The 24,368-nt window shown below is 64.0% G+C and carries 22 protein-coding genes and 1 pseudogene; 11 read left to right on the forward strand and 12 right to left on the reverse strand.

All coding sequences use genetic code 11. The annotated features are described in order from the left end of the window. Positions 1-2: 2 nt before the first annotated feature. From B0A89_RS12615 to B0A89_RS12635, 5 genes are read right to left on the reverse strand one after another with little or no spacing between them, the layout of a single operon-like run. Complete coding sequence (locus B0A89_RS12615; protein ID WP_036708053.1) at positions 3-662, reverse strand: DsbA family protein; 660 nt, start codon at positions 660-662, stop codon at positions 3-5. After that, positions 659-1,096 carry a disulfide bond formation protein B gene (locus B0A89_RS12620; protein ID WP_081962575.1) on the reverse strand — a complete coding sequence of 146 codons (438 nt, stop codon included), beginning with the start codon at positions 1,094-1,096 and terminating at the stop codon, positions 659-661. Before B0A89_RS12620 ends, B0A89_RS12615 begins: the two co-directional genes overlap by 4 nt. Further along, complete coding sequence (lspA, locus tag B0A89_RS12625) at positions 1,083-1,568, reverse strand: signal peptidase II (RefSeq protein WP_036700251.1); 486 nt, start codon at positions 1,566-1,568, stop codon at positions 1,083-1,085. Before lspA ends, B0A89_RS12620 begins: the two co-directional genes overlap by 14 nt. Then, positions 1,565-2,188 carry a methyltransferase family protein gene (locus tag B0A89_RS12630; protein ID WP_036708051.1) on the reverse strand — a complete coding sequence of 208 codons (624 nt, stop codon included), beginning with the start codon at positions 2,186-2,188 and terminating at the stop codon, positions 1,565-1,567. The genes lspA and B0A89_RS12630 overlap by 4 nt, the downstream gene beginning before the upstream one ends. A 3-nt stretch (positions 2,189-2,191) precedes the next feature. After that, positions 2,192-4,420 (reverse strand): heavy metal translocating P-type ATPase, encoded by a 2,229-nt coding sequence (locus B0A89_RS12635; protein ID WP_085378406.1) that lies wholly within the window; start codon positions 4,418-4,420, stop codon positions 2,192-2,194. Positions 4,421-4,508: 88 nt separating this feature from the next. On the opposite strand from B0A89_RS12635, the gene B0A89_RS12640 reads away from it, so the two are divergent. The 3 genes and pseudogenes from B0A89_RS12640 to B0A89_RS15225 form a co-directional block, all read left to right on the forward strand. Beyond that, positions 4,509-4,946 carry a MerR family transcriptional regulator gene (locus tag B0A89_RS12640; RefSeq protein WP_036700253.1) on the forward strand — a complete coding sequence of 146 codons (438 nt, stop codon included), beginning with the start codon at positions 4,509-4,511 and terminating at the stop codon, positions 4,944-4,946. A gap of 461 nt (positions 4,947-5,407) precedes the next feature. Further along, positions 5,408-6,028 carry a cation efflux transmembrane domain-containing protein gene (locus B0A89_RS12650; RefSeq protein WP_052042060.1) on the forward strand — a complete coding sequence of 207 codons (621 nt, stop codon included), beginning with the start codon at positions 5,408-5,410 and terminating at the stop codon, positions 6,026-6,028. An 11-nt stretch (positions 6,029-6,039) separates the two neighbouring features. After that, positions 6,040-6,259: pseudogene (locus B0A89_RS15225) on the forward strand (cation diffusion facilitator family transporter); the annotation flags it as partial. A 228-nt stretch (positions 6,260-6,487) separates the two neighbouring features. On the opposite strand, the gene B0A89_RS12660 reads toward B0A89_RS15225, so the two are convergent. Beyond that, positions 6,488-7,780 carry a DUF5930 domain-containing protein gene (locus B0A89_RS12660; RefSeq protein WP_394321052.1) on the reverse strand — a complete coding sequence of 431 codons (1,293 nt, stop codon included), beginning with the start codon at positions 7,778-7,780 and terminating at the stop codon, positions 6,488-6,490. Between the two features lie 958 nt (positions 7,781-8,738). Between B0A89_RS12660 and B0A89_RS12665 the strand changes: the two genes are divergently transcribed. The 3 genes from B0A89_RS12665 to B0A89_RS12675 are packed head-to-tail and all read left to right on the forward strand — an operon-like array spanning position 8,739 to position 13,577. Then, a complete protein-coding gene (locus tag B0A89_RS12665) occupies positions 8,739-9,392 on the forward strand; it encodes a DNA methyltransferase (RefSeq protein WP_085378407.1) in 654 nt (217 codons plus the stop codon). Next, entirely contained in the window at positions 9,389-11,044 is a 1,656-nt protein-coding gene (locus tag B0A89_RS12670) for an Eco57I restriction-modification methylase domain-containing protein (protein ID WP_085378408.1), read from the forward strand. Before B0A89_RS12665 ends, B0A89_RS12670 begins: the two co-directional genes overlap by 4 nt. Beyond that, complete coding sequence (locus B0A89_RS12675) at positions 11,037-13,577, forward strand: DEAD/DEAH box helicase family protein (protein ID WP_085378409.1); 2,541 nt, start codon at positions 11,037-11,039, stop codon at positions 13,575-13,577. Before B0A89_RS12670 ends, B0A89_RS12675 begins: the two co-directional genes overlap by 8 nt. Before the next feature lie 66 nt (positions 13,578-13,643). On the opposite strand, the gene B0A89_RS12680 is transcribed toward B0A89_RS12675, so the two are convergent. From B0A89_RS12680 to B0A89_RS12710, 6 genes are all read right to left on the reverse strand, one after another. Then, positions 13,644-15,764, reverse strand: a complete 2,121-nt coding sequence (locus tag B0A89_RS12680; RefSeq protein ID WP_205949749.1) for a hypothetical protein — start codon at positions 15,762-15,764, stop codon at positions 13,644-13,646. A gap of 87 nt (positions 15,765-15,851) precedes the next feature. Then, entirely contained in the window at positions 15,852-16,154 is a 303-nt protein-coding gene (locus tag B0A89_RS12685) for a hypothetical protein (RefSeq protein WP_476704021.1), read from the reverse strand. Positions 16,155-16,231: 77 nt separating this feature from the next. Then, positions 16,232-17,557: a recombinase family protein gene (locus B0A89_RS12690; protein WP_085378411.1), complete on the reverse strand. Its 1,326-nt coding sequence runs from the start codon at positions 17,555-17,557 to the stop codon at positions 16,232-16,234. After that, positions 17,554-18,009, reverse strand: coding sequence for a DUF2924 domain-containing protein (locus B0A89_RS12695; RefSeq protein WP_085378412.1), 456 nt, complete (start codon positions 18,007-18,009; stop codon positions 17,554-17,556). The genes B0A89_RS12690 and B0A89_RS12695 overlap by 4 nt, the downstream gene beginning before the upstream one ends. A gap of 345 nt (positions 18,010-18,354) precedes the next feature. Continuing rightward, positions 18,355-20,562 carry an SF1B family DNA helicase RecD2 gene (gene recD2, locus B0A89_RS12705; protein WP_085378414.1) on the reverse strand — a complete coding sequence of 736 codons (2,208 nt, stop codon included), beginning with the start codon at positions 20,560-20,562 and terminating at the stop codon, positions 18,355-18,357. Positions 20,563-20,598: 36 nt separating this feature from the next. Continuing rightward, positions 20,599-21,276, reverse strand: coding sequence for an XRE family transcriptional regulator (locus tag B0A89_RS12710; RefSeq protein WP_085378415.1), 678 nt, complete (start codon positions 21,274-21,276; stop codon positions 20,599-20,601). 110 nt (positions 21,277-21,386) lie between these two features. On the opposite strand from B0A89_RS12710, the gene B0A89_RS12715 reads away from it, so the two are divergent. The 5 genes from B0A89_RS12715 (at position 21,387) to B0A89_RS12735 (ending at position 24,362) form a co-directional block, all read left to right on the forward strand. Next, positions 21,387-22,070 (forward strand): hypothetical protein, encoded by a 684-nt coding sequence (locus B0A89_RS12715; RefSeq protein WP_085378416.1) that lies wholly within the window; start codon positions 21,387-21,389, stop codon positions 22,068-22,070. A 198-nt stretch (positions 22,071-22,268) separates the two neighbouring features. After that, entirely contained in the window at positions 22,269-22,535 is a 267-nt protein-coding gene (locus tag B0A89_RS12720) for a helix-turn-helix transcriptional regulator (protein WP_085378417.1), read from the forward strand. Then, positions 22,529-22,882, forward strand: coding sequence for a hypothetical protein (locus B0A89_RS12725; protein WP_085378418.1), 354 nt, complete (start codon positions 22,529-22,531; stop codon positions 22,880-22,882). Before B0A89_RS12720 ends, B0A89_RS12725 begins: the two co-directional genes overlap by 7 nt. A 35-nt stretch (positions 22,883-22,917) precedes the next feature. Next, positions 22,918-23,400: a hypothetical protein gene (locus tag B0A89_RS12730; protein ID WP_085378419.1), complete on the forward strand. Its 483-nt coding sequence runs from the start codon at positions 22,918-22,920 to the stop codon at positions 23,398-23,400. Between the two features lie 104 nt (positions 23,401-23,504). Next, entirely contained in the window at positions 23,505-24,362 is an 858-nt protein-coding gene (locus B0A89_RS12735) for an ATP-binding protein (protein WP_085378420.1), read from the forward strand. Positions 24,363-24,368 lie beyond the last annotated feature (6 nt).

The following is a 24,368-nucleotide window of genomic DNA, read 5'->3' on the forward strand; positions in this document are numbered from 1 at the left end:
GTTCAGGCATTCTCCACGGCAGATCGCACAGCGGCGACAAGGCTTTCCGCGCTGAAGTTTTCCAGTCGCGTGCCGTTCAGAAAGAACGTCGGCGTCTGGCCGACGCCGAGGGCTTCAACATCGGCCATGTCCTGATTGAGGATGCCGGTGATCCCCGGAAACAGCCTGTCGCTTTCGGCCCGCTCGAGGTCGAGGCCAGCAGCTCCCGCGACCTGCCAGGCCACGTCCAGTCTCGGCATGCCATGCACTGCCCACTGGGGTTGCCGCTCCAGCAGCGCATCAAGCACCGGTTCGAGCTTGTCCTGCATCCGCGCGGTTTCGAGGATGCGCACCGCTTCGTCCGAGCCTTCGTGGAACACCGTGTAGCGCAGCACGACCCGGACCTGCTTCGGGAACTGCCGCCGGATTTCCTGCACCACCGGATGATAGGCTCGGCAGGCTTCGCAGGAGGGGTCGAAGAACTCGACCAAGGTAACCGGAGCATCCTCGGGGCCGAAGCTGGGGGAATGGGCGCGGATCAGAAGGGATGGATCCACCGCGGGGGTGGCGGCAGCGAGCGCTTCGGCCTCGGCCTGACGCTGGCGGTTCAGGATGGACGCACCGCCGCCGAATGCGACAAGCCCAAGAGCCGGAGCCCCGATCAAGAGAGTGCGGCGGTTCATATGCGGTTTCCTTTGGGCAAGATGAGACAGGCAAGGATCGCGGCAAAGGCTGCCAGCGACAGGTAGGGAATAGGCAGGCCCAGAATGATCTGCGCCGGACCAGAGCAGGACGGGCCATCCTTGGTGCAGGGTGCGATGTCCTGCGGGATTAGCCCCATGTAAAGCCCGGAATGCCAGGCGGCCAACGCCAGACCCGCCAGCGCCAGCGGCAGGGCGTATGGGCGGGCCATGCCGTCGCTTCGCCACAGCGACAGGCCAAGGATCGGCACCAGCGGGAACATGGCGATGCGCTGATACCAGCAGAGCGTGCAGGGCGTCTGTCCCAGCACCTCGCCGATGAAGAGCGCGCCAAGTGTTGCCGCCAGCGCGATCAGGAATGCGGCCGTAAGGTGCAAGTCGTCGTGGGACAGGCTCTGTACGTCAGTGTTGGTCAAGAACAGGCTCCTTGCGACGGCGTGCGGGAAGAGAGGCTGCGAGGATGCACACCGCGCCAAGCGTGATGGCAATATCCGCGACGTTGAACGTGGGCCAATGCCAGTCGCGCCAATAGAGGTCGAGGAAGTCGGTCACGGCGCCCTGCCGCAGCCGGTCGATGATGTTGCCAAGCGCACCGCCAACGACCAGCGCAAGACCGGCCCGCTCGAACGGGCGCGGCGCCCGGACTGCCATGACGGCGAAGATCAGGGTCAGAAATCCTGTCAGGGCCGCCATCAGCAGTGGCTTGCCCGCCATTACGTCCGACAGCATGCCGAAGCTCGATCCCTCGTTGAAGCCGAGCGTCAGGCTGAAGCCGGGAAGAACGGGAACCGTCTCGTCGCGAGAGAGCAGCGCCAGCGCCGCCGCCTTCGTCAGTTGATCGGCCAGCGTGGTGATACCGATCAGGGCAACGATCAGCCGGGTGCTCATTTGACGCTCCTGCGGCGCAAGCCGATCCAGCGCGGGACTGAAGCCGCGTAGCGCTCATACTCCGCGCCAAGGGACTGGCGCAGGACAGCTTCCTCGGACCGGATCTGCAAGGAGGCCGATCCGAGGAAGAGCAGCGGCGCAAGGATCGTCGGGAGTGAAGGGATTGCGAAGCCGACGCCCGCAAGCAGCGCGAACTGCCCGAGGAAGGTCGGATTGCGGCTGAACCGGTAAAGCCCGCCCGAGACGAGATCGCCCGTGGCATCGCTTGCGACCCCGACGCGCCACGATGTGCCCATCGACATCTGCGCGGCAAAAGCCACCATCGCGCCGACCCCGGCGAGGAACACGCCAACCGCACCAAGCGCAGCCACCTCTCCCTCGGTCCAGAGCGGGTCGGCCTTGTGCAGGATCGGCCAGGCCAGCCAGAAGAGTGGCCCGAACAAGGCGACGACGAAGGCCGCACGAAAGCCGAAGGCCGCCCAGCGGTCGCGTCCGGACGCCCGCCCGAAAAGCCAGACAGAGCGGCCAGATGCATCTGCCGCGATGGCGATGCCCCAGAGGAACAGCGCCAGATAGCCGAAGATCAGGACCAGGACGGCCCAGCCAAAGCCGGAGATCATGCGTCATGCCTCGCGTTCGGGCTTGAAAGCGAGAAGCCGCAGCGCATTGAGCGTGACCAGCACCGTTGCGCCGGTATCGGCGAGGATGGCAATCCAGAGCCCGGTAATCCCGAGGATGGTCGTCACCAGAAACACCGCCTTGAGGCCGAGCGCGATCGCCACGTTCTGCCGGACGTTGGCCATTGCCGCACGGGCGAGCCGGATCATCGCCGGGATATCGATCACCCGGTCGCGAAGGATCGCCGCATCGGCGGTTTCCAAGGCCACGTCGGTTCCTGACCCCATAGCCACGCCGACATCCGCCTGTTTCAGCGCGGGGGCGTCGTTGATCCCGTCGCCGATCATCATCACGCCACCGTGCTCGCTCATGTCGCGGATCGCCGTGAGCTTGTCCTCGGGCATCATGTCGGCCTGGAACTCCATGCCGAGGCCCCCGGCAATGGCAGCGGCCGTGCGCGGATTGTCTCCGGTCAGGATGACCGGGGCGACACCCATGTCCTTGAGCTGCCGGACCGCCTCGGCCGCGTCCTTGCGGGGTTCGTCGCGCATGGCGATCAGGCCGAGCGGGGTCTTTTCACGGAACACCGCAACGGCGGTCTTGCCCTCTTCTTCGAAGACGGTGGCCTGGCGCAGGCCAGGATCGTCGAGGCCGCCGTTCTCCATCGCATGGCGGGGGGAGGTCACCCAGGCCGCTGCGTCCCCGACTGTCGCGATCACGCCCTTGCCCATCAGCGCCCTGGCATCGCGCGACGGCAGGGCTGCAACGCCCGCTTCCGTGGCCTTGTTCAGGATGGCGATGGCCAGCGGATGGCTGGATCCGGTCTCGACGCCCGCCGCCACGGCCAGAAGCTCGGCCTCGGTGGTGGCGCCGAAGGTCACGATATCGGTAACCATCGGCCGCCCGTGGGTCAGGGTGCCGGTCTTGTCGAAGGCGATGCGGCTGACCTTCGAGGCCGCCTCGATCACCGCGCCACCCTTCATCAGCAAGCCGCGCCGCGCGCCGGTGGATAGCGCCGAGGCGATTGAGGCCGGAACCGAGATGACCAGCGCGCAGGGGCAGCCGATCAGCAGAAGCGCAAGGCCACGATAAATCCAGGTATCCCAAGGCTGAGCGAAGGCCAGCGGCGGCACCAGCACGACCAGCGCCGCCACGGTGACGATGGCGGGCATGTACCAGCGGCTGAAGCGGTCGATGAAGCGTTCGGTCGGCGCGCGGGCCTCCTCGGCTTCTTCGACCAGACGGATGATGCGGGCGATGGTGTTGTCCTCGGCCGCCTTCGTGACCATTACGCGCAGCACGGCCTCGGTGTTGATCGACCCGGCAAAGACCGGATCGCCCGGCCCCCGCGTTTTCGGCATGCTCTCGCCGGTGATCGGGCTTTCGTCGATGCCGGATGTGCCCTTGGCGATCTCGCCATCCGCCGGGACGCGGTCGCCGGGGCGGACGAGCACGAACTGCCCGACCCGCAGGCTGGCGGCCGGAACCTCTTTCGTGACGCCATTCAGTTCAAGAAATGCGGTCTTCGGCACCAGATTGGCCAGAGCCCGAATGCCGTCCCGGGCCTTGCCCGCCGCGACACCTTCCAGAACCTCGCCGACCGCGAACAGGAACACGACCAGTGCCGCCTCCTCGGCCGCGTCGATGAAAAGGGCGCCGATGGCAGCCACGGTCATCAGGCTTTCGATGGTGAACGGTTGGCCCAGCCGCAGGGCGGCAAAGGCGCGTTGCGCCACCGGTGCCACGCCGATCAGGCAGGCGGCGACAAAGGCCCACTTGCCGAACTGAGGCGCCAGCAACTCTATGCCCCAGGCCACCGCCAGTAGGAGAGCGGTAAAGATGACGAGCTTGCCCTTGCCCGTCTGATACCAGCGCTTGCCGCGGTCTGCCGGGTCGTCATGGACATGGCTGGGGCTGCCGTGGCCGCTTTCGTCTCGTGTCGCGGCCGTGCCGGCCTTCGGGCCGCCGGGCATCACAAACTCGTTCTTGGCCGCCGCGGCGCGTGGTGCGATGCCGTATCCAAGGGCCCGGACCGTCTTTTCAACCTTGTCGCGGCCGGTCTGCGCCTCGTCCAGGGTCAGGCGCAGACGCTCGGACATGATGCCGACCTCCACGCCGCTGACGCCGGGGAGGCGCCCGACCGCATCCTTGATCTTGGTCGCGCAGGAGCCGCAATCCATGCCCGAAACGGTCCAGTCGCAGGCCGTCGCTGTTTCCACGTCGGTTCCCGTCATCGTCTTTCCTTCGCCCCGATCGGGCAGTTGCCTTCATCGAATCGGGAACTTAATGTCTCTAGCTACTGTAGCTTCAAGAGGGAATCTGATGCTCACCATCGGAAAACTGGGTGAGGCGGCCGGGGTGAAGGTGCCGACCATCCGCTACTACGAGCAGATCGGCCTCCTGCCCGAGCCGGAGCGCAGCGCCGGCAACCAGCGTCTATACGGAAAGTCCGCACAGGATCGGCTGGCTTTCATTCGCCACGCGCGCGAACTCGGGTTTCCGCTGGACGCCATCCGCGACCTTCTGAGCCTCTCCGACCAGCCCGACCAATCCTGCGCAGCCGCCGACATCATCGCGAAGGAGCAACTCGCTGCGGTGAAGGCCCGGATCGCGCAGCTGACGGCGCTGGAAGCCGAGCTGGAGCGGATGATCCGGCAATGCGCACAAGGGACCATCGCCGACTGCCGCGTAATCGAGTCGCTGAGCGACCATTCCCACTGCGCACATGACCACGACGTGCCGACGGCGGCGGCTGAATGACGGCGCTGCCGACCTTGACGATCTATGCCGCCGCGGCTTTGGCGCGAGATCGCGGGCTGTTTCGCCATTGTGGCGCCTCGGCGCCTCCGCGGCTTCGCTCGGGCCGGGCGTGGCGAGCCTGATCGCCTTCGGCCGGTTCCTGGCGCAGATCGACTCCGAAGCGTCTGCATCGTGGCGTCGATCCTCTGGACGTGGCTGGCCGAGCGACCCGATCGCCCGGACGTGACAGGCGGCCGCGTCTGCCTTGCGGGCGCTGCCGTGAACCCGCCCGGCCCGCGCAGCGCTGGGCATAAATCCACGCGCCGCCCTCGAACTTCTGGGGACCAGAGGAACCAAAACTGTCTCTCGACCGATTCTTGGGCAAAGGGCTACCCTTTTCCGGCGAGGATCGAGTGGTTTGCGCCTGCAGGGTGGATGGAGCCGCCTTGATCCGCCGGCCAGTACGAACGGAGGCGAACCTGATGTCCAGAAAACTGTCAAAGGATCCGGATGAACGTCAGCGCCGTACGCTCTGGACGGTTCTGCTGCTGAATGTTGCCATTGCGTTCGGCTTCTTCGCGACCGGCGCACTGGGCGACTCCAGTGCGCTGATCGCCAACGGTCTGGACAACACCTCCGACAGCTTCGTCTACGCCATCAGCCTTTTCGCGCTGTCTCGTTCGGACAAATGGAAGCGTTGGGCCGCGAACTTGTCGGGGGGCCTGCTGCTGATTCTGGCGGTTGGCATCCTGATCGATGCTGTTCGTCGCTACTACACCGGTTCCGAGCCGCTCGGCCCGCTCATGATTTCCATGGCGCTCATTGCCGCGGTCGTGAATGGCGTCTGCATCCGGCTTCTTGGTCGACTCGAGGATCCGGACGTGAATGTCAGAGCGGCCAACACCTTCAGTATCAACGACTTCATTTCAAACGGCGGAATTCTCGTCGCAGGCGGTCTCGTCTGGTGGCTGGGCAGCAATTGGCCCGATCTGGTGGTCGGTATCGCCGTCGCCGGCGTCGCCGCTTGGGGCGGCATCGGAATCCTGCGCGACGCGCATGGCGAGCACCACAAGGCGGTCCATCAAGGTGACGCCGAGACCTGAGAGAGAAGACGATGCCTCACGATCACGGCCACGCCCATATCAGCCCCGCGTCCCGCGACCGGCGGGTCACCATTGCTTATCTGGGCCAACGCGCTTGACCGGCGCCCAGATTGTCTGCCGAATCCTCTCAGGCAGCCTCGCCCTCAGCGCCTTCGCGCGCGCAAGATCGCACGGCGGCCGGCGGACGAGCGCATGACCTTCGGTCATGATCGGATCGACGTTGTCGCAGCAGGCTCACCAGCGATCTCCAGTGTCTTCCTCGGGCGGCGGACAATCTCGTACTGGATTTCGGGCTCGCCGTACTGCAGGCAGTGCAGTTCCCGCGTCATGCCGCGAACCGGGCCCAAGCAAGTTCCATGACCTTCAGTTCGAGATCGTCGAGCACCTCTACGTGCAGTTCGACGCCCCTTCGCCTCACTGACGTAGCAAGAGCCCGGCTACCGGCGCGCGCGGGCGCGCTCAGAGGAGGTCCCGGCCGGCGCGAATGTAGCCCATCGGATCGACCGCTTCACCGTTCACGCGCACCTCGTAGTGGAGGTGGGATCCCGTGGAGCGGCCCGAGTTACCCATGTCGCCGACCCGCTCGCCGCGCGCAACTTCCTGGCCCACCTCGACGCGGATGGCGTTGAGGTGCGGGTAGCGGGTCTCCAGACCGAAGGGGTGGCGAACGATGATGATCCGCCCGTAGCCGTTCTGCCAGCCGGCGAAGGTGACGACCCCGTCGGCCGTGGCGTAGACGGGGGTGCCGACAGGCCCTGCCATGTCGACCCCTTTGTGCATTTGCCCCCAGCGCCGGCCAAAGGGCGAGGTGTACCGGAAGGCGTCCTGGACCGGCATGGCGAGCGGCAGCGATTCAAGGGCCAAGCGATAGTGGCTGAGCTCGTCGAGCCGCTCGAGAATGCGGTTCGCGCGCACGGTCTCGTCATCCAGCGAGGCTATTCCCCTCGTGGAGACCGCAAGGGGAACCAAGGCTTCCTTCGGGGCTGAGTGACCATCGCCAGCGGATGCGAGTACCGCCTCAGAGTCCAGTCCGGCCTCACGGAGCACCTCGTCGAGCGGCTCCACCGAGGCGATCAGAGCCTCCTCGATCTGCAGCAGGATTCGATTACTCTCGGATTTTCTCAGCCGCAGATCGAACTCCAGCTCGCCGGCAAGAAGAACGGCCTCCTTGGCCTTGGTGGCGGCCTGATCACGCTCGACCACCGTTTCGGTCAGGGCGAGGGTCAGTAGGTCGAGTGTGGCGGCGAGTTCCTCAGATCTCGGGTCCTGCGACGCAGACACTGCGGCAGCGCGCGCGTCCATCGTACGGCGCAGAGTGGCCTGGGCCGCCTGCAACTCGCTCTCCATCTCGCGGCGGCGGGTCTCGAGCGCAAGCAGGTCGCTCTGCATCGACGACATCTGCACCGTGGCGGCTGCAAACCGCTCTTGGGCCGCGAGTGCTTCCATCGCCTGCTGGTCGCGCTCCCCGCCGAGTGCGAGAGCGCGGTCCTCAAAGAGCGCCTGCTCTCGCTTGGCCTGCTCGCGCATGGTTAGGAAGTCGATGGAGTTCATGATCAGGACTGACGTGACCGTCAGGCACCACGCCACCAGAAACGCTCCACCAGCCCAGGCGAGGGCCTGCCTTCCGGGGCTCAGGCGAACGAACCGGACATGGTCGCCGGACCGGATGAACAATCTTCGCTCCGGAAGGACGCAACCCACAAGCGTGCGTAGTCCTCGGATTGGTCGAAGGGTCAAATGTCGTCGTCCCACGTTGACGCGGCCTTGCCCGCCGTCCGCGTGTCCGCTTAGTTGGGAGGCGCTCGCCTCGCAACCACCCACGTCCTTCCGGTCAGCCGACAAGAGCCGAAGACGCACAAATCGGCGGAAGGCTGCCTGCGGACCTGTAAAAGGAACCCGGTTGCCACGGGTGCAACTAGCCCCGTAGCCGGTCGCCATGACTCAGCGATCGCCCTTCCGCTACTTCAAGACCTCGCCCGAGAGCCGTAACGCCACCGTCCCGCGAGGGGAAGGAGGTCGAAGCCGGGGAACTCTCGCGCTTGCGCGTCATTCGTTGTGGAAGCGGGGCCCATCGACGTCAAAGCACAATCTGAAGGAGATCGCCTGGAATTCGCACTAATGAATCAACGTGTTAAAGGGCAGAGAAGGTTCGACGTCAGACCCATCCCCTCCGCCACTTGCCCTCGCGAAAGCGTTCTCCCCATCCCGCTGCGGCCGGATTTTCTCGTTGTTTTCGAGGGTTATGCGGGCGGGGCTGAGCACCGCGCCTGCTGACAAGTGGCCAGCAAGCGGTCTCTCCGGGCCGATATTCTCCGAACCTGAGGACTGCTCCGTTTTGGTGCATTTCCTGTAAATATTTGGCGTAGCTAGCCTTTTTTGGCGCACTGGCTGTGCACTTCGATGCCGGTGGCGTTCGCGAGATGGAACAGAAATCGAACTTAGGATCGGAGCAAAGGAAGCCAAAGTCGTCAGGAGGCAAAGCAGTCCGCCCTCGCCGCGACGTCCGGCGTGGGCGAACTAGGGCAAAGCCTCCTGACGTGGACGCGGTGAGTAGCGCTTGGCAACCTACCGGGTCTGGGACACAACGATGCGGGGGAGTATCTCGACCCTGCCTCCGATCTGCGCGCTGCTCGACCGCATAGGCCGCAACCATACCGCGACGCGCTCATCTCGTGTTTACCGGGTCGAGCCAAGCTGCCATTACTAGAACATGAGCCTGATAAGATCAAAGAAACGAGTTGCCGACCATGGCGAAGTGTTCACGCCGCCATGGCTGGTCGACGCGATGCTCGACCTCGTCAAAGACGAGACGGACAGAATTGACTCGCGTTTTCTGGAACCCGCCTGCGGCAGCGGCAATTTTTTGATTCGCGTTCTGCAGAGAAAACTTGCTGCCGTCGAAACCAAGTTTGGAAAATCCCAATTCGAGAAGACGCATTACTCCCTTCTCGGCCTTATGTGCATTTACGGCATTGAACTGCTCGAAGACAACATCGCCGAGTGCCGGGCGAACCTGATCGAGATATTTTCGGACTATCTCGGTCTCGACAAATCGGACGACCTGTATCGCGCCGCATCGTTCGTGCTGTCGTGCAATCTCCTCCATGGTGACGCGGTTACGATGCGAAGGCATGATAGCGAGCCGATCACATTCGCCGAATGGGGTTATATCGGCAGGGGCAAGTTCCAGCGGCGAGACTTCCGCCTAGACGTCCTCACTGGCTCATCGAGGTTCAGCGCGGAAGGATCGCTGTTCGCGCATCTCGGCAAGCATGAGCTCTTCACCCCGATCAGGACCTACCCGCCGATGACGGTCCGCGACCTCGCCGCTGGCTCCGGTGGCACGCCGATGGAGGCTGCATGAGCATACAGGCTGGCTTTGCCCTTCGCGGGCGCAATCCCGATGTGCTGACGTGCATCGCGAACCTGTCGAATGACGAGGTCTTCACGCCGCCAGAATTTGCGAACCGGATGCTTGACACTCTCGCGGAGGCCTGGGCAGCAGGACACGATGGGGCGAACATCTGGGCCCACCGGAATGTGAAGTTCCTGGACCCCTTCACCAAGTCTGGCGTATTCCTTCGCGAAATCACCGTCCGCCTCACAGCGGGGCTGTCCGAAGAGATCCCGGACCTTCAGGAGCGCGTTGATCACATCCTGTCGCAGCAGGTGTTCGGCATCGGCATTACCCAACTGACCGCCATGCTTGCGCGACGCAGCGTCTATTGCTCGAAGCATGCCAACGGCGCGCATGCCGTGACTAGGCGCTTCAACAGTGACGCGGGCAATATCTGGTTCAAGCGCACAGAACACGCTTGGGCGGACGGCAAGTGCAAATTCTGCGGGGCCAGTCAGGCGTCACTCGACCGTGGCGAGGGGCTCGAGACTCACGCCTATGCATTCATTCATACTGACGACATCAAGACTCGGGTTGCCGAGCTATTTGGAGGCGACATGCACTTCGACGTGATCATCGGAAATCCACCGTATCAGCTGGACGACGGTGGGCACGGAACCAGCGCCGCCCCGATTTACCAGAAGTTCGTCGAGCAGGCGAAGAACCTCGAACCACGCTACCTGACCATGGTCATCCCATCCCGCTGGTTTTCTGGAGGAAAAGGTCTCGACGACTTTCGCGAGGCGATGCTCACGGACGACCGCCTGCGCTCGATTGACGATTACCTCAGCGCTGCGGACGTGTTCCCTGGCGTAGGTCTGAAGGGGGGGGTCTGTTATTTCCTATGGGACAAAGAAAATCGCGGTCCCTGCCGAGTCGCCACGCATTTCAAGGACTGGCCGGTTTCGGAAGCGACGAGGCCGCTTCTTGAAGAGGGTGCTGACATCTTCATTCGCTATAATGAAGGTGTGTCTATCCTCCGCAAAGTTCTTTCGCGCGAAACCGGGCAAGAAAATGTCTTATCGCTGCCTGAAGCACAGCGCTTTGGACGGCTCGTTAGTTCTCGAAAGCCATTTGGGCTCGAAACAAAGTTTAAAGGCAATGGGAAGAAGCGATCTGCCGATGACTTAATGGTCCACCAGAACGGCGGCATCGGCTACACGCCGCGACGCGCAATTACGACAGGTCTTGGTCTAATTGACGCGTGGAAGCTCTTCGTGGGCTATGCGGCACCCGGAACCGGAAATAGAGACACCTATCCGCACCGGATCATCAGCACGCCATTTATAGGGAAACCAGGATCGATCTCTTCCGAAACCTACCTTTGCATTGGTCCGTTTAACAGTAAGGAACAATCTGAGAGCGCACTTTCCTACCTTTCATGCCGCCTGACGCGCTTTCTCATCCTGCTACACAAGTCCTCTCAGCATGTGACCCGTCACGTCTATTCTTTTGTGCCCGTCCAAGATTGGACCCGGACGTGGACCGACAAAGCGCTGTATGACCGCTACGGACTTTCCGAAGACGAGATTGCCTTCGTGGAAAAGATCGTTCGTCCGATGGAGATCGCAAGCGATCTCTTGGGCGATGTGTCGGTAGACGACGGCAACGATGCATAAGCCGACCATCGACGAAATTCTCGCGCCGAAGCCCGAAGCCCGCCCCCGCATCTACGCCTATTCCATCGCGGACGACGCGCACGCAGGCCTTCTCAAGATCGGGCAGACGACGCGCGACGTGAAGCGGCGCGTGGCCGAGCAGCTGAAGACAGCCGCCATCAAGAACTACCGCATCGAACTGGACGAGCCCGCCGAGCGGGACGACAACACTGTCTTCACCGACCATGAGGTGCGCGCGGCCCTCGCCAAGAAGGGTTTCGCCAACAGCGAACTGGAGTGGATGCAGTGCAGGCTGAGCGACGTGCAGACTGTCCTGAACGAGCTGCGGACAGGCAAGAAATTCAGCGGCAACCATCACCTGACGTTCCCGATGCGCCGGGAGCAGGCCGAGGCGGTGGACGTGACGCACGGCTATTTCATGTCCCGCTGGGCGGAGGACATGCATGCGGTGCCGCGGTTCCTCTGGAACGCCAAGATGCGCTTCGGCAAGACTTTCACGACCTACCAGCTGGCGAAGAAACTCGGCGCCAAGCGGGTTCTGGTGGTGACCTTTAAGCCAGCGGTCGAGGATGCGTGGCAGACTGATCTGGAGAGCCACGTCGATTTTGACGGCTGGCAGTATCTGTCGAAAAACTCCGGCGGCGACCCGACCCAGATCGACCGCTCCAAGCCCGTCGTCTACTTCGGCTCGTTCCAGGACTTGCTGGGCCGCGACGCCGCAGGGAACATCAAGGCGAAGAACGAGTGGCTGCACCAGGTGAACTGGGACCTCGTCGTGTTCGACGAGTACCATTTCGGGGCTTGGCGGGAGACCGCGAAAGAACTGTTCGAGGGCGAGGAAGAGGCGGTCGCCAAGAAGGAGGCCAAGCTGGAATATGACCCCAGCCTAGATAGCGTGAACGAGGACCTCAACGTCCTGTCCAACGACGAGACCGAGTTCCTGCCGATCACGACACGGGCCTACGTCTATCTGTCCGGAACGCCGTTCAAGGCGCTCGCGACCGGCGAGTTCATCGAGGAACAGATCTTCAACTGGACCTACACTGACGAGCAACGCGCAAAGGCGGAATTCGCCGCCAAGCATCCTGACAAGTGGAATCCCTACGGCGCACTGCCACAGATGCGGCTCCTGACGTATCAGATGCCCGATGAGCTCCTGGCAATCGCGAGCGCCGGGGAGTTTGACGAATTTGATCTCAACGAGTTCTTCTCCGCGACCGGCATCGGGCCGGGGGCCCCGTTCAAGCACAAGAGCGACGTGCAGAAATGGCTCGACATCATTCGGGGCCAGTATGGGCCACGGGCTGTCGAGAGCCTCAAGACAGGCACGCGGCCGCCGTTCCCGTACTCGGATGTGCGCTTGCTGCCATACCTACAGCACTCGTTCTGGTTTCTGCCCAACGTGGCGGCATGCCACGCGATGGCCAACCTGCTGGCCGAGAAGCACAACACCTTCTGGCACGACTACGACGTTGTTGTCTCTGCCGGTGCGTCGGCGGGGATCGGTTTGGATGCGCTGCCGCCAGTACGCAAAGCGATCGGGAGCGGCTTCGACACAAAGACGATCACGCTATCCTGCGGCAAGCTGACGACCGGCGTGACCGTGCCGCAGTGGTCGTCGATCATTATGCTCCGCAACCTGAAATCGCCCGAGACCTACTTTCAGGCGGCGTTTCGCGTTCAGTCTCCGTGGTCCATCAAGAACCCGAATGGCGACAATCCCAACGAGGAGGAGATTCTAAAGCCGATCTGCTTCGTGTTCGACTTCGCGCCGACGAGGGCGCTTCGTCAGCTGTCCGAGTACGGAATCGGCCTGGCCCCGAATGAGCCCAACCCCGAGAACGCCGTTAAGGACCTCGTGTCGTTTCTGCCGGTCCTCGCCTATGACGGCGCGAACATGACGCAGATCGATGCGGGTGGCATCCTCGACATCGCGATGGCTGGAACCTCGGCGACGCTGCTCGCGCGCAAATGGGAAAGCGCGATGCTGGTGAATGTGGACAACGAAACCCTGCGTCGTGTCCTCGACAATCCGGAGGCGATGGCGGCAGTGGAACGCATTGAGGGGTGGCGCTCGCTGGGTGACAACATCATCGAGACGATCATCAACAAGAGCGAGAAGGTCAAGGAACTCAAAAACAAGGCCAAGAATGGCGGCCTCACTGAAAAGGAAAAGAAGGAACTCACCGCCGAGGAAAAGGAATACAAGTCCAAGCGGAAGCTTGTGCAGGAGAAACTGATTAAGTTCGCGACGCGAATTCCGGCGTTCATGTACTTGACCGATTTCCGCGAAAACACACTGCAAGACGTGATAACCAAGCTCGAGCCAGACCTTTTTCTAACTGTTACGGGACTGACGGTGAAGGATTTCCACCTGCTCGTGCGCCTCAAAGTGTTCAATACCGAGCAGATGAACCAGGCAGTCTTCGCTTTCCGACGCTACGAGGACGCCTCATTGCGGTACACGGGCATCGAAAGCCACAAAGGACTGACACACTATGGGTTGTATGACACTGTGGTCGCGAGGGAATGACTACGATCAACTACTGAAACGGACAAGAAGCCGAGCTATCACGCAAGGCCCCTCCGAATGAAAACGCTAGACGCTTGGAAGTCCCAAGCGGTCGAAGAACGCTCGATTGCGCTCGGTAGCCGACGCCACCAGCCCGTCGAATGAGATCACTTGAATATAGGCATTGTAGAAGGCGCTCGGGTGGTAGCCGAAGTAGCCCATACCGTCGGCCGTGATCTTAAGATGGTGGAGTTCACAGCAACCCCTGAGACGATCGGTCAGGTCCGCAACCACGTAGACGAATCCCGGAATCTTGTCGGCATTCGGAATCGGTCTGCCGTTCTTCGCCTTCGCGCCCTCCCGTAGCCGCCTCAGGTAGTCCAACGCCTGCAGGATCGGATCGTGCTCTTCGGACTGTCCCGCCTTAAAGCCGCTGCGCATCGGCCGCTTGATCTCCACGACCGTGAGCGATGCGGCTGGTCCGGTCGCCTTGTCCGATACGAGAAGCGGGTTGTCGAACGTGCGCAGGGAGGCAATGTCTGGCTCCTTGCCGCAAGCGCTCTCGGTTATCGGCATGGTCGCAATCGGCTTGTCTGATGCGAGGAAGTCGTGAAACGCGAGCCGTTCATCCAGAAGCCACAGGCTCTGGCGGCGAAACGCAAGGTCATCCGACGTGACGCGCATCGGCACAATCAGTTCATGGATCACGTCCTCGCGGACGTATCGACCCGACGCGTCCCGTTCGATCGCCTTCGCCAAGAGATCAATGATCACGCGCCTGTGCGTGACATAGTTTGCCAGGTCGGACTGCTTCAGGTCCGATACCTTCTGCAAGTAGTCATCTAGGCGCTTCTCGTATGCCTCTTCAGTCTCATCGTCGCCGGGCGACAGCACCTTGTGCCCTTCACTTAGAAGGTTCTGCTCCACTCGGAACAGGTGCTTGTGCAGCAAGGCGTCCAGGTTGGCGTCCGAGATGTTAGCGTCAACGACCAGTTCGTCTGAGGGGATATGCGCGAGGATGGGGCGGTATCGGGGCGCCTTCTTCGCGACGAACGTCGCCACCCGCTCTTTGCCGGCCGCAATGTTCTGCTCAAGCGCATCTGAAAGAAACTCTTTCACGCGTGGTAGCACCGCTTCTCGGATGTCGCGGAACGAGATGTCGGTAGCGGCGAACATGCCGTCCACCTCGTCCTCGATGTTGAAGCCGATGCGCTGCTCCACAACGCGTTCGTTCAGGAATGGACTGGTGAGGTACGCGGCATAGGTGAACTGTCCTCGATCGTCCGTCACGGCTCCGGACAGCCCGGGAATTTTCCCTTGGATAGCCTCTTCTTTCACGAGTCTCCCGGCTGCGCAGTAGTTTAACCCGTGAGTTTTGTTGACGGCAGCGCGGAACTTGACGTGCATAATCTCGAATGGCTCACCTTTGATCTCGACCTGTTCGGCGTGGGCGGCGGAGTGCATGTGTTCGTCGTAGAGGTCGTCCAGAACGAGGCGATCCGGCCCGTCCTCGACGACGACCTCTGGGACGCCTTCTTCTCGGACAAAGTACCAGAGGCAATGTTCAAGCAATCCAATGGCGATCACCCGAGCTGTCTTCGGCGCCTGCTCGGCGAAGCGTGGCTCGAAGCCTTCGAGACAAAGCACGGTTCGCTTTGGGCCGGAGGCAGCCTCCACGCTCCCTTCCGGCTTTACATCGTGCGCGACATCGAAGCGGAACCGTCGGCATTTAAGCTCGCTGTCCTCGGCGAACACCGAGTCGACCCGCACTTGCTTGAATGCCTTCAGCCACATCAAGCGCCCGATGCCGCGGCAGCCGCGCTGAGCTTTCCACAGACTGTCGAGGGTTCGAAAGGACTTCCAGTTGTCTTCGGTGAAGCCGATGCCATCGTCCGTGACCTCGAACCCCGTGATCCTCTCTCGCGCGCCGCCTTTCCCCTCGAGTTGGAGCGAGGTCTGCAGGGATCGGATCACTCTCACCGTGATCTTGTGTGATCGGATCGGCTGCGCACCTGCGGCAGCATCGTCCTCGATCGCCTGGATCGAGTTTACGACGGCCTCATACAGGGGGATCATACCCTTCGAGGCAGCGAGGTAAGTGTTCCGAAGGCGGCCTTGCAGAAGGCTTTCCATAAACTCAACCGGCAAATCACTGTCATCGCGGCTGCGTTTCTCCAGAGAGGCAACCGCACCTTCGCAATCTTCCACGGACGACCTCCTTAAGGAAGTGTTTTCATGGCGTAAGCGGCGGGCTGCGAAAGCATTTCGTCGCGAACCTCGCGATGAAGTTGGCGTTCAGCCAAAGTGCAGCGCCTGCTTTCCCCACTCCACCGGAAACGAAACCAGCACGCGCGCGAGCGTCACCTCCGGTCCCGGCCTGCCGTCCAGGATCGCCTCGACGGTTTCGGGGGCGAGCAGTGTCAGGCGCAGGATGCGGTTCATATATGAGGGCGCGATCCCCTCGCGCTCTGCCAGTTCGACGATGGTCGTGAACTCGCCCGAATCCAGCATCCGCTTCCAGCGGAAGGCGCGCGCCAGCGCCTTGACCAGCGTGTTGTCGGTCCGGCGTGGCTGCGTAGTGCCTACGGGCAGTTGCATCTCCTTCCGCCCGCCGCGCTTCACGAGGCGGAACGGGACGTGGAGCGTCACGGTCTCGGGAACCGGCGTGCCGCGGGTCATGCGGTCGCTGCCATGTCTCCGGCCAGCATCTCGCGCGCGAGGCCGCCGAGCCCATCCATACGGAGCCGGACGTTGAGCCCATCCGTGCCGATGTCCACCCGCTCGACCAGCAGCGCCACGATGCGGGCCTGCTCGGCGGGGAACAGTTCGTCCCACAGCGGGTCGAGCTGCTGCAGGGCCGCACGCGCGTCGGCCTCGGTGATGTCGTCAGCATGGACGCGCGCCGCCCTCCAAGTCCCCGCCACAATCTCGGGCTGGCGGAACACGGCGCGGAACTGGTCGATGACGGCGGCCTCGATCTCGCCTGCGGGCACGCGGCCGACCGGGCACGACCCGGCTCCATGCTTCAGCACGGTTTGGCTGACATAGTACCGGTACAGCCTGTCGCCCTTGCGGGTGTGCGTCGGCGAGAATGCCGCGCCGTCGGGTCCGAACAGCAGCCCCTTCAACAGCGCGGGCGTCTCGGCGCGGGTCCGTGCGGCGCGCTTGCGTGGGCTTTCCTGCAAGATGGCGTGGACGCGGTCCCAAGTCTCGCGATCGATGATGGCGTCGTGCTCGCCGGGATAGCTGTCGCCCTTGTGGACCGCCTCGCCGATGTAGGCGCGGTTGCTCAGCATCCGATAGATGTATTTCTTGTCTATCCGGTTGCCGCGCGGCGTCCGGATGCCGCGTGCGCCGACCTCTCGCGCCAGTTCCGTGCAGGACCCGATCTCGAGGAAGCGGGCGAAGATCCAGCGGACCTGTTCGGCCGCCTCCTCGTCGGTGATCAGCTTCCGGGCTTCCACCCGATAACCATGGGGCGGCACGCCCCCCATCCACTTGCCCTTCTTTCGGCTCGCGGCGACCTTGTCGCGGATGCGCTCGGCCGTCACCTCGCGCTCAAACTGGGCGAACGAGAGCAGGATGTTCAGCGTCAGCCGCCCCATCGACGTGGTCGTGTTGAACGACTGCGTGACCGAGACGAACGTCACGCCGTTCCTGTCGAACACCTCGACCAGCTTGGCGAAGTCGGCCAGCGACCGCGACAGTCGGTCGATCTTGTAGACCACCACCACGTCGACCAAACCGTCCTCGATGTCCTCCAGCAGCCGCTTCAATCCAGGGCGTTCCAGCGTGCCGCCAGAGATGCCGCCGTCGTCATACTGATCGCGGACAAGAACCCAGCCCTCGGACCGCTGGCTGGCGATATAGGCTTCGCAGGCCTCGCGCTGGGCGTGGAGCGAGTTGAAGTCCTGCTCCAGCCCTTCCTCGGAGGATTTCCGGGTGTAGACCGCACAGCGCAGCTTGCGGACGACCTTCGATTTTTCGGGCGGCTTCGTCATGTCCGCCCCCTGTGGTTCTTCAGCCCGAAGAAGGTCCACCCGTTCCAACGCGTGCCGGTGATGGCGCGGGCGATAGCGGACAGCGACTTGTAGGGCCGCCCCTGCCATTCGAATCCGTCGGCGGTGACGGTGACGATCTGCTCGACGCCCTGCCATTCGCGCAGCAGCCGCGTGCCGGTGATCGGGCGGTCGCGATCGGCGCGGATGCCCCGCTTCTTTCGGTCGCCGCCGTCCAGTTCCTCGCCCAGCCGTTCAAGCCGCCGGATCGTCTCCGGCTTCAGCCCGCCATAGGCCAGTTCCTGGATGCGGTAGGCCAGGCGGGACTCGAGGTAGCGCCGGTTGAACGGCGGCGGCTCGCTGTCGAACAGGTCGCGCCACTGTTGCTTCAGGTCGGGCGTCGGCGTGGTCTTGAGCGCGGCCAAGCGCGCGGGGATGGGATCGGGCTTGTTCATGCATTTCTCCGGTGCGTTGGGGTTGCATGACGGCATTGGTCGGGCGGATAGTGTAGGCAACTTTCTCCAGCTTTGTCAGATACTTCGACCGTCTCCCGCAACCGCAACCGAACGAGGCCGAGCGCCAGCAGGCCGCAAAGCTCCGCGCGGCGTTCAGTGGCGGTCATCCGGTCAGGCAGCAGGGGATTTGAGCCCATCCGTGGGTATTTCAGAGCGTTTCGCATGAGAGAAACGCTAGCCACGCGACGCGCCGAAACAATCGAGATCAATGCGTTATGGGAGTTCTGCGCAAGCCCTCGCAGCTGGTGGGAGACGGCGACTTCCGGCGAGTTCCCCGGTAGCCCGCTAACGATCCCCGCCGGTGCCGGACTGGCGGTCATCCGACGCCAGCCATTCATCGAGCTTTGACCAGCGCCGCCGCCCCGACACGTTTTTCACGGCGATCGCCACCGCCTTCTTCTGGCCGACCAGCACCACGAGCTTCTTGCCGCGCGTGACGCCGGTATAGATCAGGTTGCGCTGCAGCATGGCGTAGTGCTGCGTCATGACCGGGATGACCACGGCCGGGTATTCCGATCCCTGGCTCTTGTGGATGGTGGCCGCATAGGCTGGCACCAGCGTGTCGAGCTCGCCAAAGGCGAAGGTCACTGCGCGACCGTCGAAATCCACGGAGAGTTCGCCCTCGTCGAGGTCGACATCGTCGATCATGCCGATGTCCCCGTTGTAGACGTCCTTGTCGTAGTCGTTCTCGATCTGCATGACCTTGTCGCCCGGCGCGAAGGTCCAGCCAAATCGCTCGACACGCTTGTCGCCCGCCGGGTTCAGGGCCGCCTGCAACTCGATGTTGAGGGAACGGGCGCCCACGCCACCACGGTTCATGGGGCACAGGACCTGGATATCCCTGATCGGATCGAAGCCGAAGCGGCGCGGGATGCGTCTGGCGACGAGCTCGACGATCCGGGCGACGGCCTCTTCCGGATCCGCCGCCGGGACGAAATAGAAATCCGCCGCATCACCTGGGGGTGACAGATCCGGCATGTGCCCGGCATTGATGGCATGCGCCGTCGTGATGATCTTGCTCTGGGCCGCCTGGCGGAACACCTCGGTCAGCCGCACCACCGGCACCGCGCCCGAGGCGATGATATCCGCCAGGACCTGGCCGGGGCCGACGGAGGGCAGCTGGTCGATGTCGCCCACGATCAGAAGCGCGGCATTGCTCGGCACAGCCTTCAGGAGCGATTGCATCAGCATCACATCCACCATCGAGCTTTCGTCGATCACCAGCAGATCGCAGTCGAGCGGGTTGTCCTGGTCCCGCTTGAAGCCGAACGCCTTCGGGTCAAACTCGAGCAGCCGATGGATGGTCTTGGCCTCCATGCCGGTGGCTTCCGTCATGCGCCTGGCCGCTCGGCCTGTGGGCGCGCAGAGCAGGAGCCTGACGCCTTTCGCCGCCAGGATGCGCAGGATGGAATTCACGATGGTTGTCTTGCCGACGCCGGGACCGCCGGTGATCACCATGGCCTTGGACCGCAGCGCCAGCCGGATCGCCTCGGCCTGGCTGGCTGCGAGTGTGAGACCGGTCTTCTGTTCGATCCACGGAAGCGCCTTATCGGTATCGATCTTTGTCCACGACAACCGGCCGGTGCCGATCCGCTTCAGCTGCTCGGCAATCCCACGTTCGGCGAGGTAGAGCCCCGTCAGGAAGATGCAGTCCGCTTCCCCGACCCTGTCGGCCGTGACCGTCTCTTCGGCGAGTTCCTCGAGCAGGGCGCTCTCGATCAGCGGCGCGGGGACTTCGAGAAGCTTCTCTGCCAGGCCGATCAGCTCTGCGCGGGGCAGGCCGCAATGGCCGTCTCCCATGGCCTCGGTCAGCGCGTAGGAAATCCCGGCGCGCACCCTGATCATCGCGCTCTTCTCGATGCCGAGCTTCTCGGCGATCGTGTCAGCCGTCCGAAACCCGATGCCGCGGATGTCCCTGGCCAGCTGGTAGGGATTCTCGCTCATGACCTGCACGGCATCCGTGCCGTAGGTCTTGAAGATCCGCACGGCGCGCGCGGTGCCCACGCCATGCTGGTGGAGGAATACCATGATCTCCCGGATGGTCTTCTGGTCCGCCCAGCCTGACGTGATCCTCGCGGCACGTACGGGGCCGATGCCCTCGACTTCGCGCAGCCGCTCGGGGGTCGCCTCGATGATGTCGAAGACGTCTGTCCCGAACTGCTTCACCAGTCGCCGCGCGTAGACCGGTCCGATCCCGCGGATCATGCCCGAGCCGAGGTACTTCTCGATCCCCTCGATGGTCGACGGCGCCGATGTCTTCAGGAAATGCGCCTTGAACTGCAGGCCGTGATTGCGGTCGTTCAGCCAGCTCCCGGAGGCGGTGATCCACTCGCCGGCCGAGATCATCGCGGCGTGTCCGACCGTCGTGACGAGGTCCCGATGCCCCCGTGCCTTCACGCGCAGCACGCAGAATCCGTTCTCGCTGCTGTGGTAGGTCACCCGCTCCACGAGCCCGGCGAGGACCTCGGTCGGGTTCTCGGCCTGTGACCTCATTCACCCCCTCCGGCGGCCGATGTCCGCCGTGGGCGCTCAGATTTCCCGGCCATACCAGCGGACCCGTCCGATGATGTTGACCTCTTCGGAGGTGCATTCATAGGGGCTGTAGTGAGGATTGTCGGAGATGATGCGCACGCGGGGCGGGTCGCTGTTCGGGATGTGCTCGAGCCGCTTGGCCACCAGCCCCATGCCGTCGTCCAGTACGAAGATGCCCGGCGGGTTGGGGGCTCGGCGTGTCATGTCTACCAGCACCGTGTCGCCGCTCAGCAACGTGGGCGCCATGCTGTCGCCCTGCACATGCATGATGCGCAACTGGGACGGGGTGGACCTGAGGTTGTGCCGGATCCAGGACCGGCGGAAGTGATACGCCCGGCCTGGCGTATCGCCGTCCTCGGTCACGACCGCACCGCCCCCCATCGAAGGGCGGGGCGTGGCATGCGCGATCGCCACGAAGGCGTCGTCGGGATTCTCGACGAAGGGTGAGGCGCCCTCCACCTCGCCGATGCCGTGGATCAGCCAGTCCCGATCCACCTTCAGCACACGGGCGATCCCGGCGAGACGGTCGAGACCGGGACGCGCCGAGCGTCCGCGCAGGATGTCGTAGACGAAGGAGCGGTTCACCCCGGCCATCTCCGCGACATGAGCGGGAGCGAGGCCCAGCTGCGCGGCGCGCGCCCTGAGGCGGTCGGCGAGCGTATGGTGCTCGGGCATCGTGTCTCACCTGCCTGCGGATAATGTTGGATCAGACAGGATTGATGAGAGCACGTCAAGCGGGTTAGAACACAACCGGAACATGTGGTGCAAGGACCGAAGGGGAGCAGATGCACATCGACAAGCTCTATTTCACGCTTCCCGAGATCCTCGAGCGCTGGTCCATCTCCGATTCCGACCTCATCTACCTTGCGGAGAACGACAGGCTGCGCCTCTCGGTGCGGGTCTACAGGGTCCACATCGAGTTCGGCGCCTTCGAGGAGACCGTGGACGGCGAGCCTGTCCGGATCCCCCGGGAGCAGGCGCGATACAGCGGCCTGCTCGACCTGCACGCCCACGACGTCCACCAGCTTTTCCGTTGCGGCGAGGTCCACCTCAGTCACTTCCGCACGCCGAAGGCCGACCACGCCACGCTCCGGGGCGAGGTCGCGCCGGTCCTGGTGCTCATCGGGGATCTGCTGCTGAGGCGCGAAGAACGCGATCGGTTCGAGATCCAGACCGGTTTCTCTGCCGCTGTCGAGCAGGAGGAAGAGCGCGTCCTGATCGCCTCGGCCGACTATCAGGAGGTTCACTGCAACGGCCACCGCTTCAAGCTCGGACCGATCCAGGCCGAAGTAGTTCGCGCCCTGCATGAGGCCGCGGGTCGCGGCGAGTCCTGGCAGAACGGCAAGGTCATCCTTTCCGGCGCCGGCTCGCGCAGCCTGCGCATGGCGGATGTCTTCAAGTCGCAGGCGAACTGGCGTTCCCTGATCCGTTCGGATGGCCGGGGCGGCTACCGGCTGAACCTCGACTGAGGCCCTCTCCGCGGCTCCGCCGTGGGCGCGCGAGGGGGATGAGTGGGGGATGGTGGGGGATGAGGGCGCCCTGCCCGCGGCTGGAGCCCTGTCCCGCAAGGAGTTCCCGATCCCCCTCCGCATCCCCCGACGATCCTGACGACATCCCACAGCGCGATCCGGCATCTTCTCCTCAACGACGAACACGAGGAGACACCGATGCTGCAGAGGCATTGCCTGAACCAGAAGGAGTTGGCCCGGCGCTGGGGCATTTCCCACCGGACGCTGGAACGCTGGCGCTACGGCGGCCAGGGACCGGCCTTCCTCAAGCTTGGCGGGCGCGTGCTCTACCGGCTCGGCGACGTCGAAGCCTTCGAGCAGAGCCAGCTCCAGCGTGCGCTGAAGATCAGCGACGCCGTCGCGCGCGCTGGCCACACGCCCCGCCGTCTGACCGGGGACCCGGCGCGGGCCGCACGAGTATGCTGATGGTCGCCGCGATCCCTGTCCGCGCCCCTGTGGCGATGCCGAAGCTCACCGAGGTCGAGCTCTACGCCTGGATCGCACAGGCCGAGGCTGGCGCTCGGCTCGAGTATCACCGCGGCTTTCTGGGGATCGACGTCACGGCGGTGATTTCGACCTTGCTGGAGTCTGAGCGCCGCCAGCTCGCCGATCTCGGTCAGGCCGCACGGGGCGCCTTCGAGAAGGGCCTCGTACACCTCGTGCAGGAGCGCGTGGGCCCCGACCGCTTTGCCTACATCGCCGTCGCCCGACCCAGACCCAAGGCCGCCGCTACCTCGCTCTCGGCGCTGCTCCTCGAAGAGCGCGCCGCGTGATGGCTCTGCCAATGCCTTCCAACGGAGACCCCGTCATGCCGCACCCCGACAACGCTCCCCGTTTCGACGATCTCGAACGCTTCGCCCTTGGCGATATCGCGGCCCTGCCGCCCGACATGTTGCTGGACCTGCAGACGACGTCGCACACCGAGACCGCCCGCGTGAAGCGGCTGCGGGACCGACTCGAGGCCGGGATCGCGCAGCGCTACGAGGCGGCCGCCGCGACCGAGCGGGCCGCGCAGGGCAAGACCAGCGGCACCGTGCGGGTCGAGGACGAGGGCGTCGTGATCGTCGCGGACCTGCCGAAGAAGGTGTCGTGGGATCAGGATCGGCTCGCCGTCATGGCCGAGCGCATCCGCGCCGCCGGCGACGATCCGACCGAGTATCTCGAGATCGCCTACCGCGTGCCCGAGCTGCGCTACGGCGCCTGGCCAGCGGCGATGCGCGAGGGCTTCGCGGACGCGCGCAGCGAGACCACCGGCAAACCCGTCTTCCGGCTCGAGGCTCGAGTCCGGTGACGCGCGGCGGCGGGACGCCCGGTCGGCAACGCCGGGCAGGTTCCCCTTCGGCACCCGGTCACCCCCGCCGCCGCGCACCCTGAATTCACACCCCGGAGAACCCCATGGCCTTTCGCATCATCACCGCCGACGAACGGCTCTCGGCCGCCGAGAACAAGACCTCCCTCGCCATCTTCGGCCCGCCCGGCGTCGGCAAGACCACCCTTCTGAAGACGCTGCCCGCGGAGGAGACCGTCTGCCTCGATCTCGAAGCCGGCATGAAATCGGTGCAGGACTGGCGCGGGGCCTCGATCCCGGTGCGCAGCTTCACCGACTTCCGCGATCTGGTCGTGCTGATCGGCGGAGCGGACCCGGCCCAGCACCCGCAGTCCTGGTACGGCACCGAGCGCCATGCCTGGCTGCAGGCGCAGCACCGCGACAGCGGCATCGAGGCGTTCCTCGCGTCGAAGCGCATCGTTTTCGTCGACTCGATCACCGACCTGACGCGCCAGGCCATGGCCTATGCCCGCCAGCAGCCGGAAGCCTTCTCCGACCGGACCGGCAAGCCGGACGTGCGCGGCGCCTACGGATTGCTGGGCCGCGAGGTGATCCAAGCGCTGAAGCACCTCCAACACGCCCGCGGCAAGACGGTGATCTTCGTCGGCGTGCTGGAAAAGGTCACCGACGAGTTCGGCACAGTCACCTGGCAGCCGCAGATGGAGGGCAGCAAGGCGGGCCGGGAACTGCCCGGCATCGTCGATCAGGTGGTCTCGATGCAGCTGTTCGCCCCAGACGCGGAAGGTGACTGGCTTCTCGACGGCACCGGCACCGAACGCCGCCTCGTCTGCCGTTCCGGCAATCCCTGGGGCCTGCCGGCCAAGGACCGCTCCGGTCGCCTCGACATGACCGAGCCGCCCGATCTTGGCGAATTGCTCGCCCGCATCGACGGCCGCGCCCCAACCCAACCCGCATTCGCCTCCTGATCTCAC

Source organism: Paracoccus contaminans, from assembly GCF_002105555.1.
Lineage (GTDB): Bacteria > Pseudomonadota > Alphaproteobacteria > Rhodobacterales > Rhodobacteraceae > Paracoccus > Paracoccus contaminans.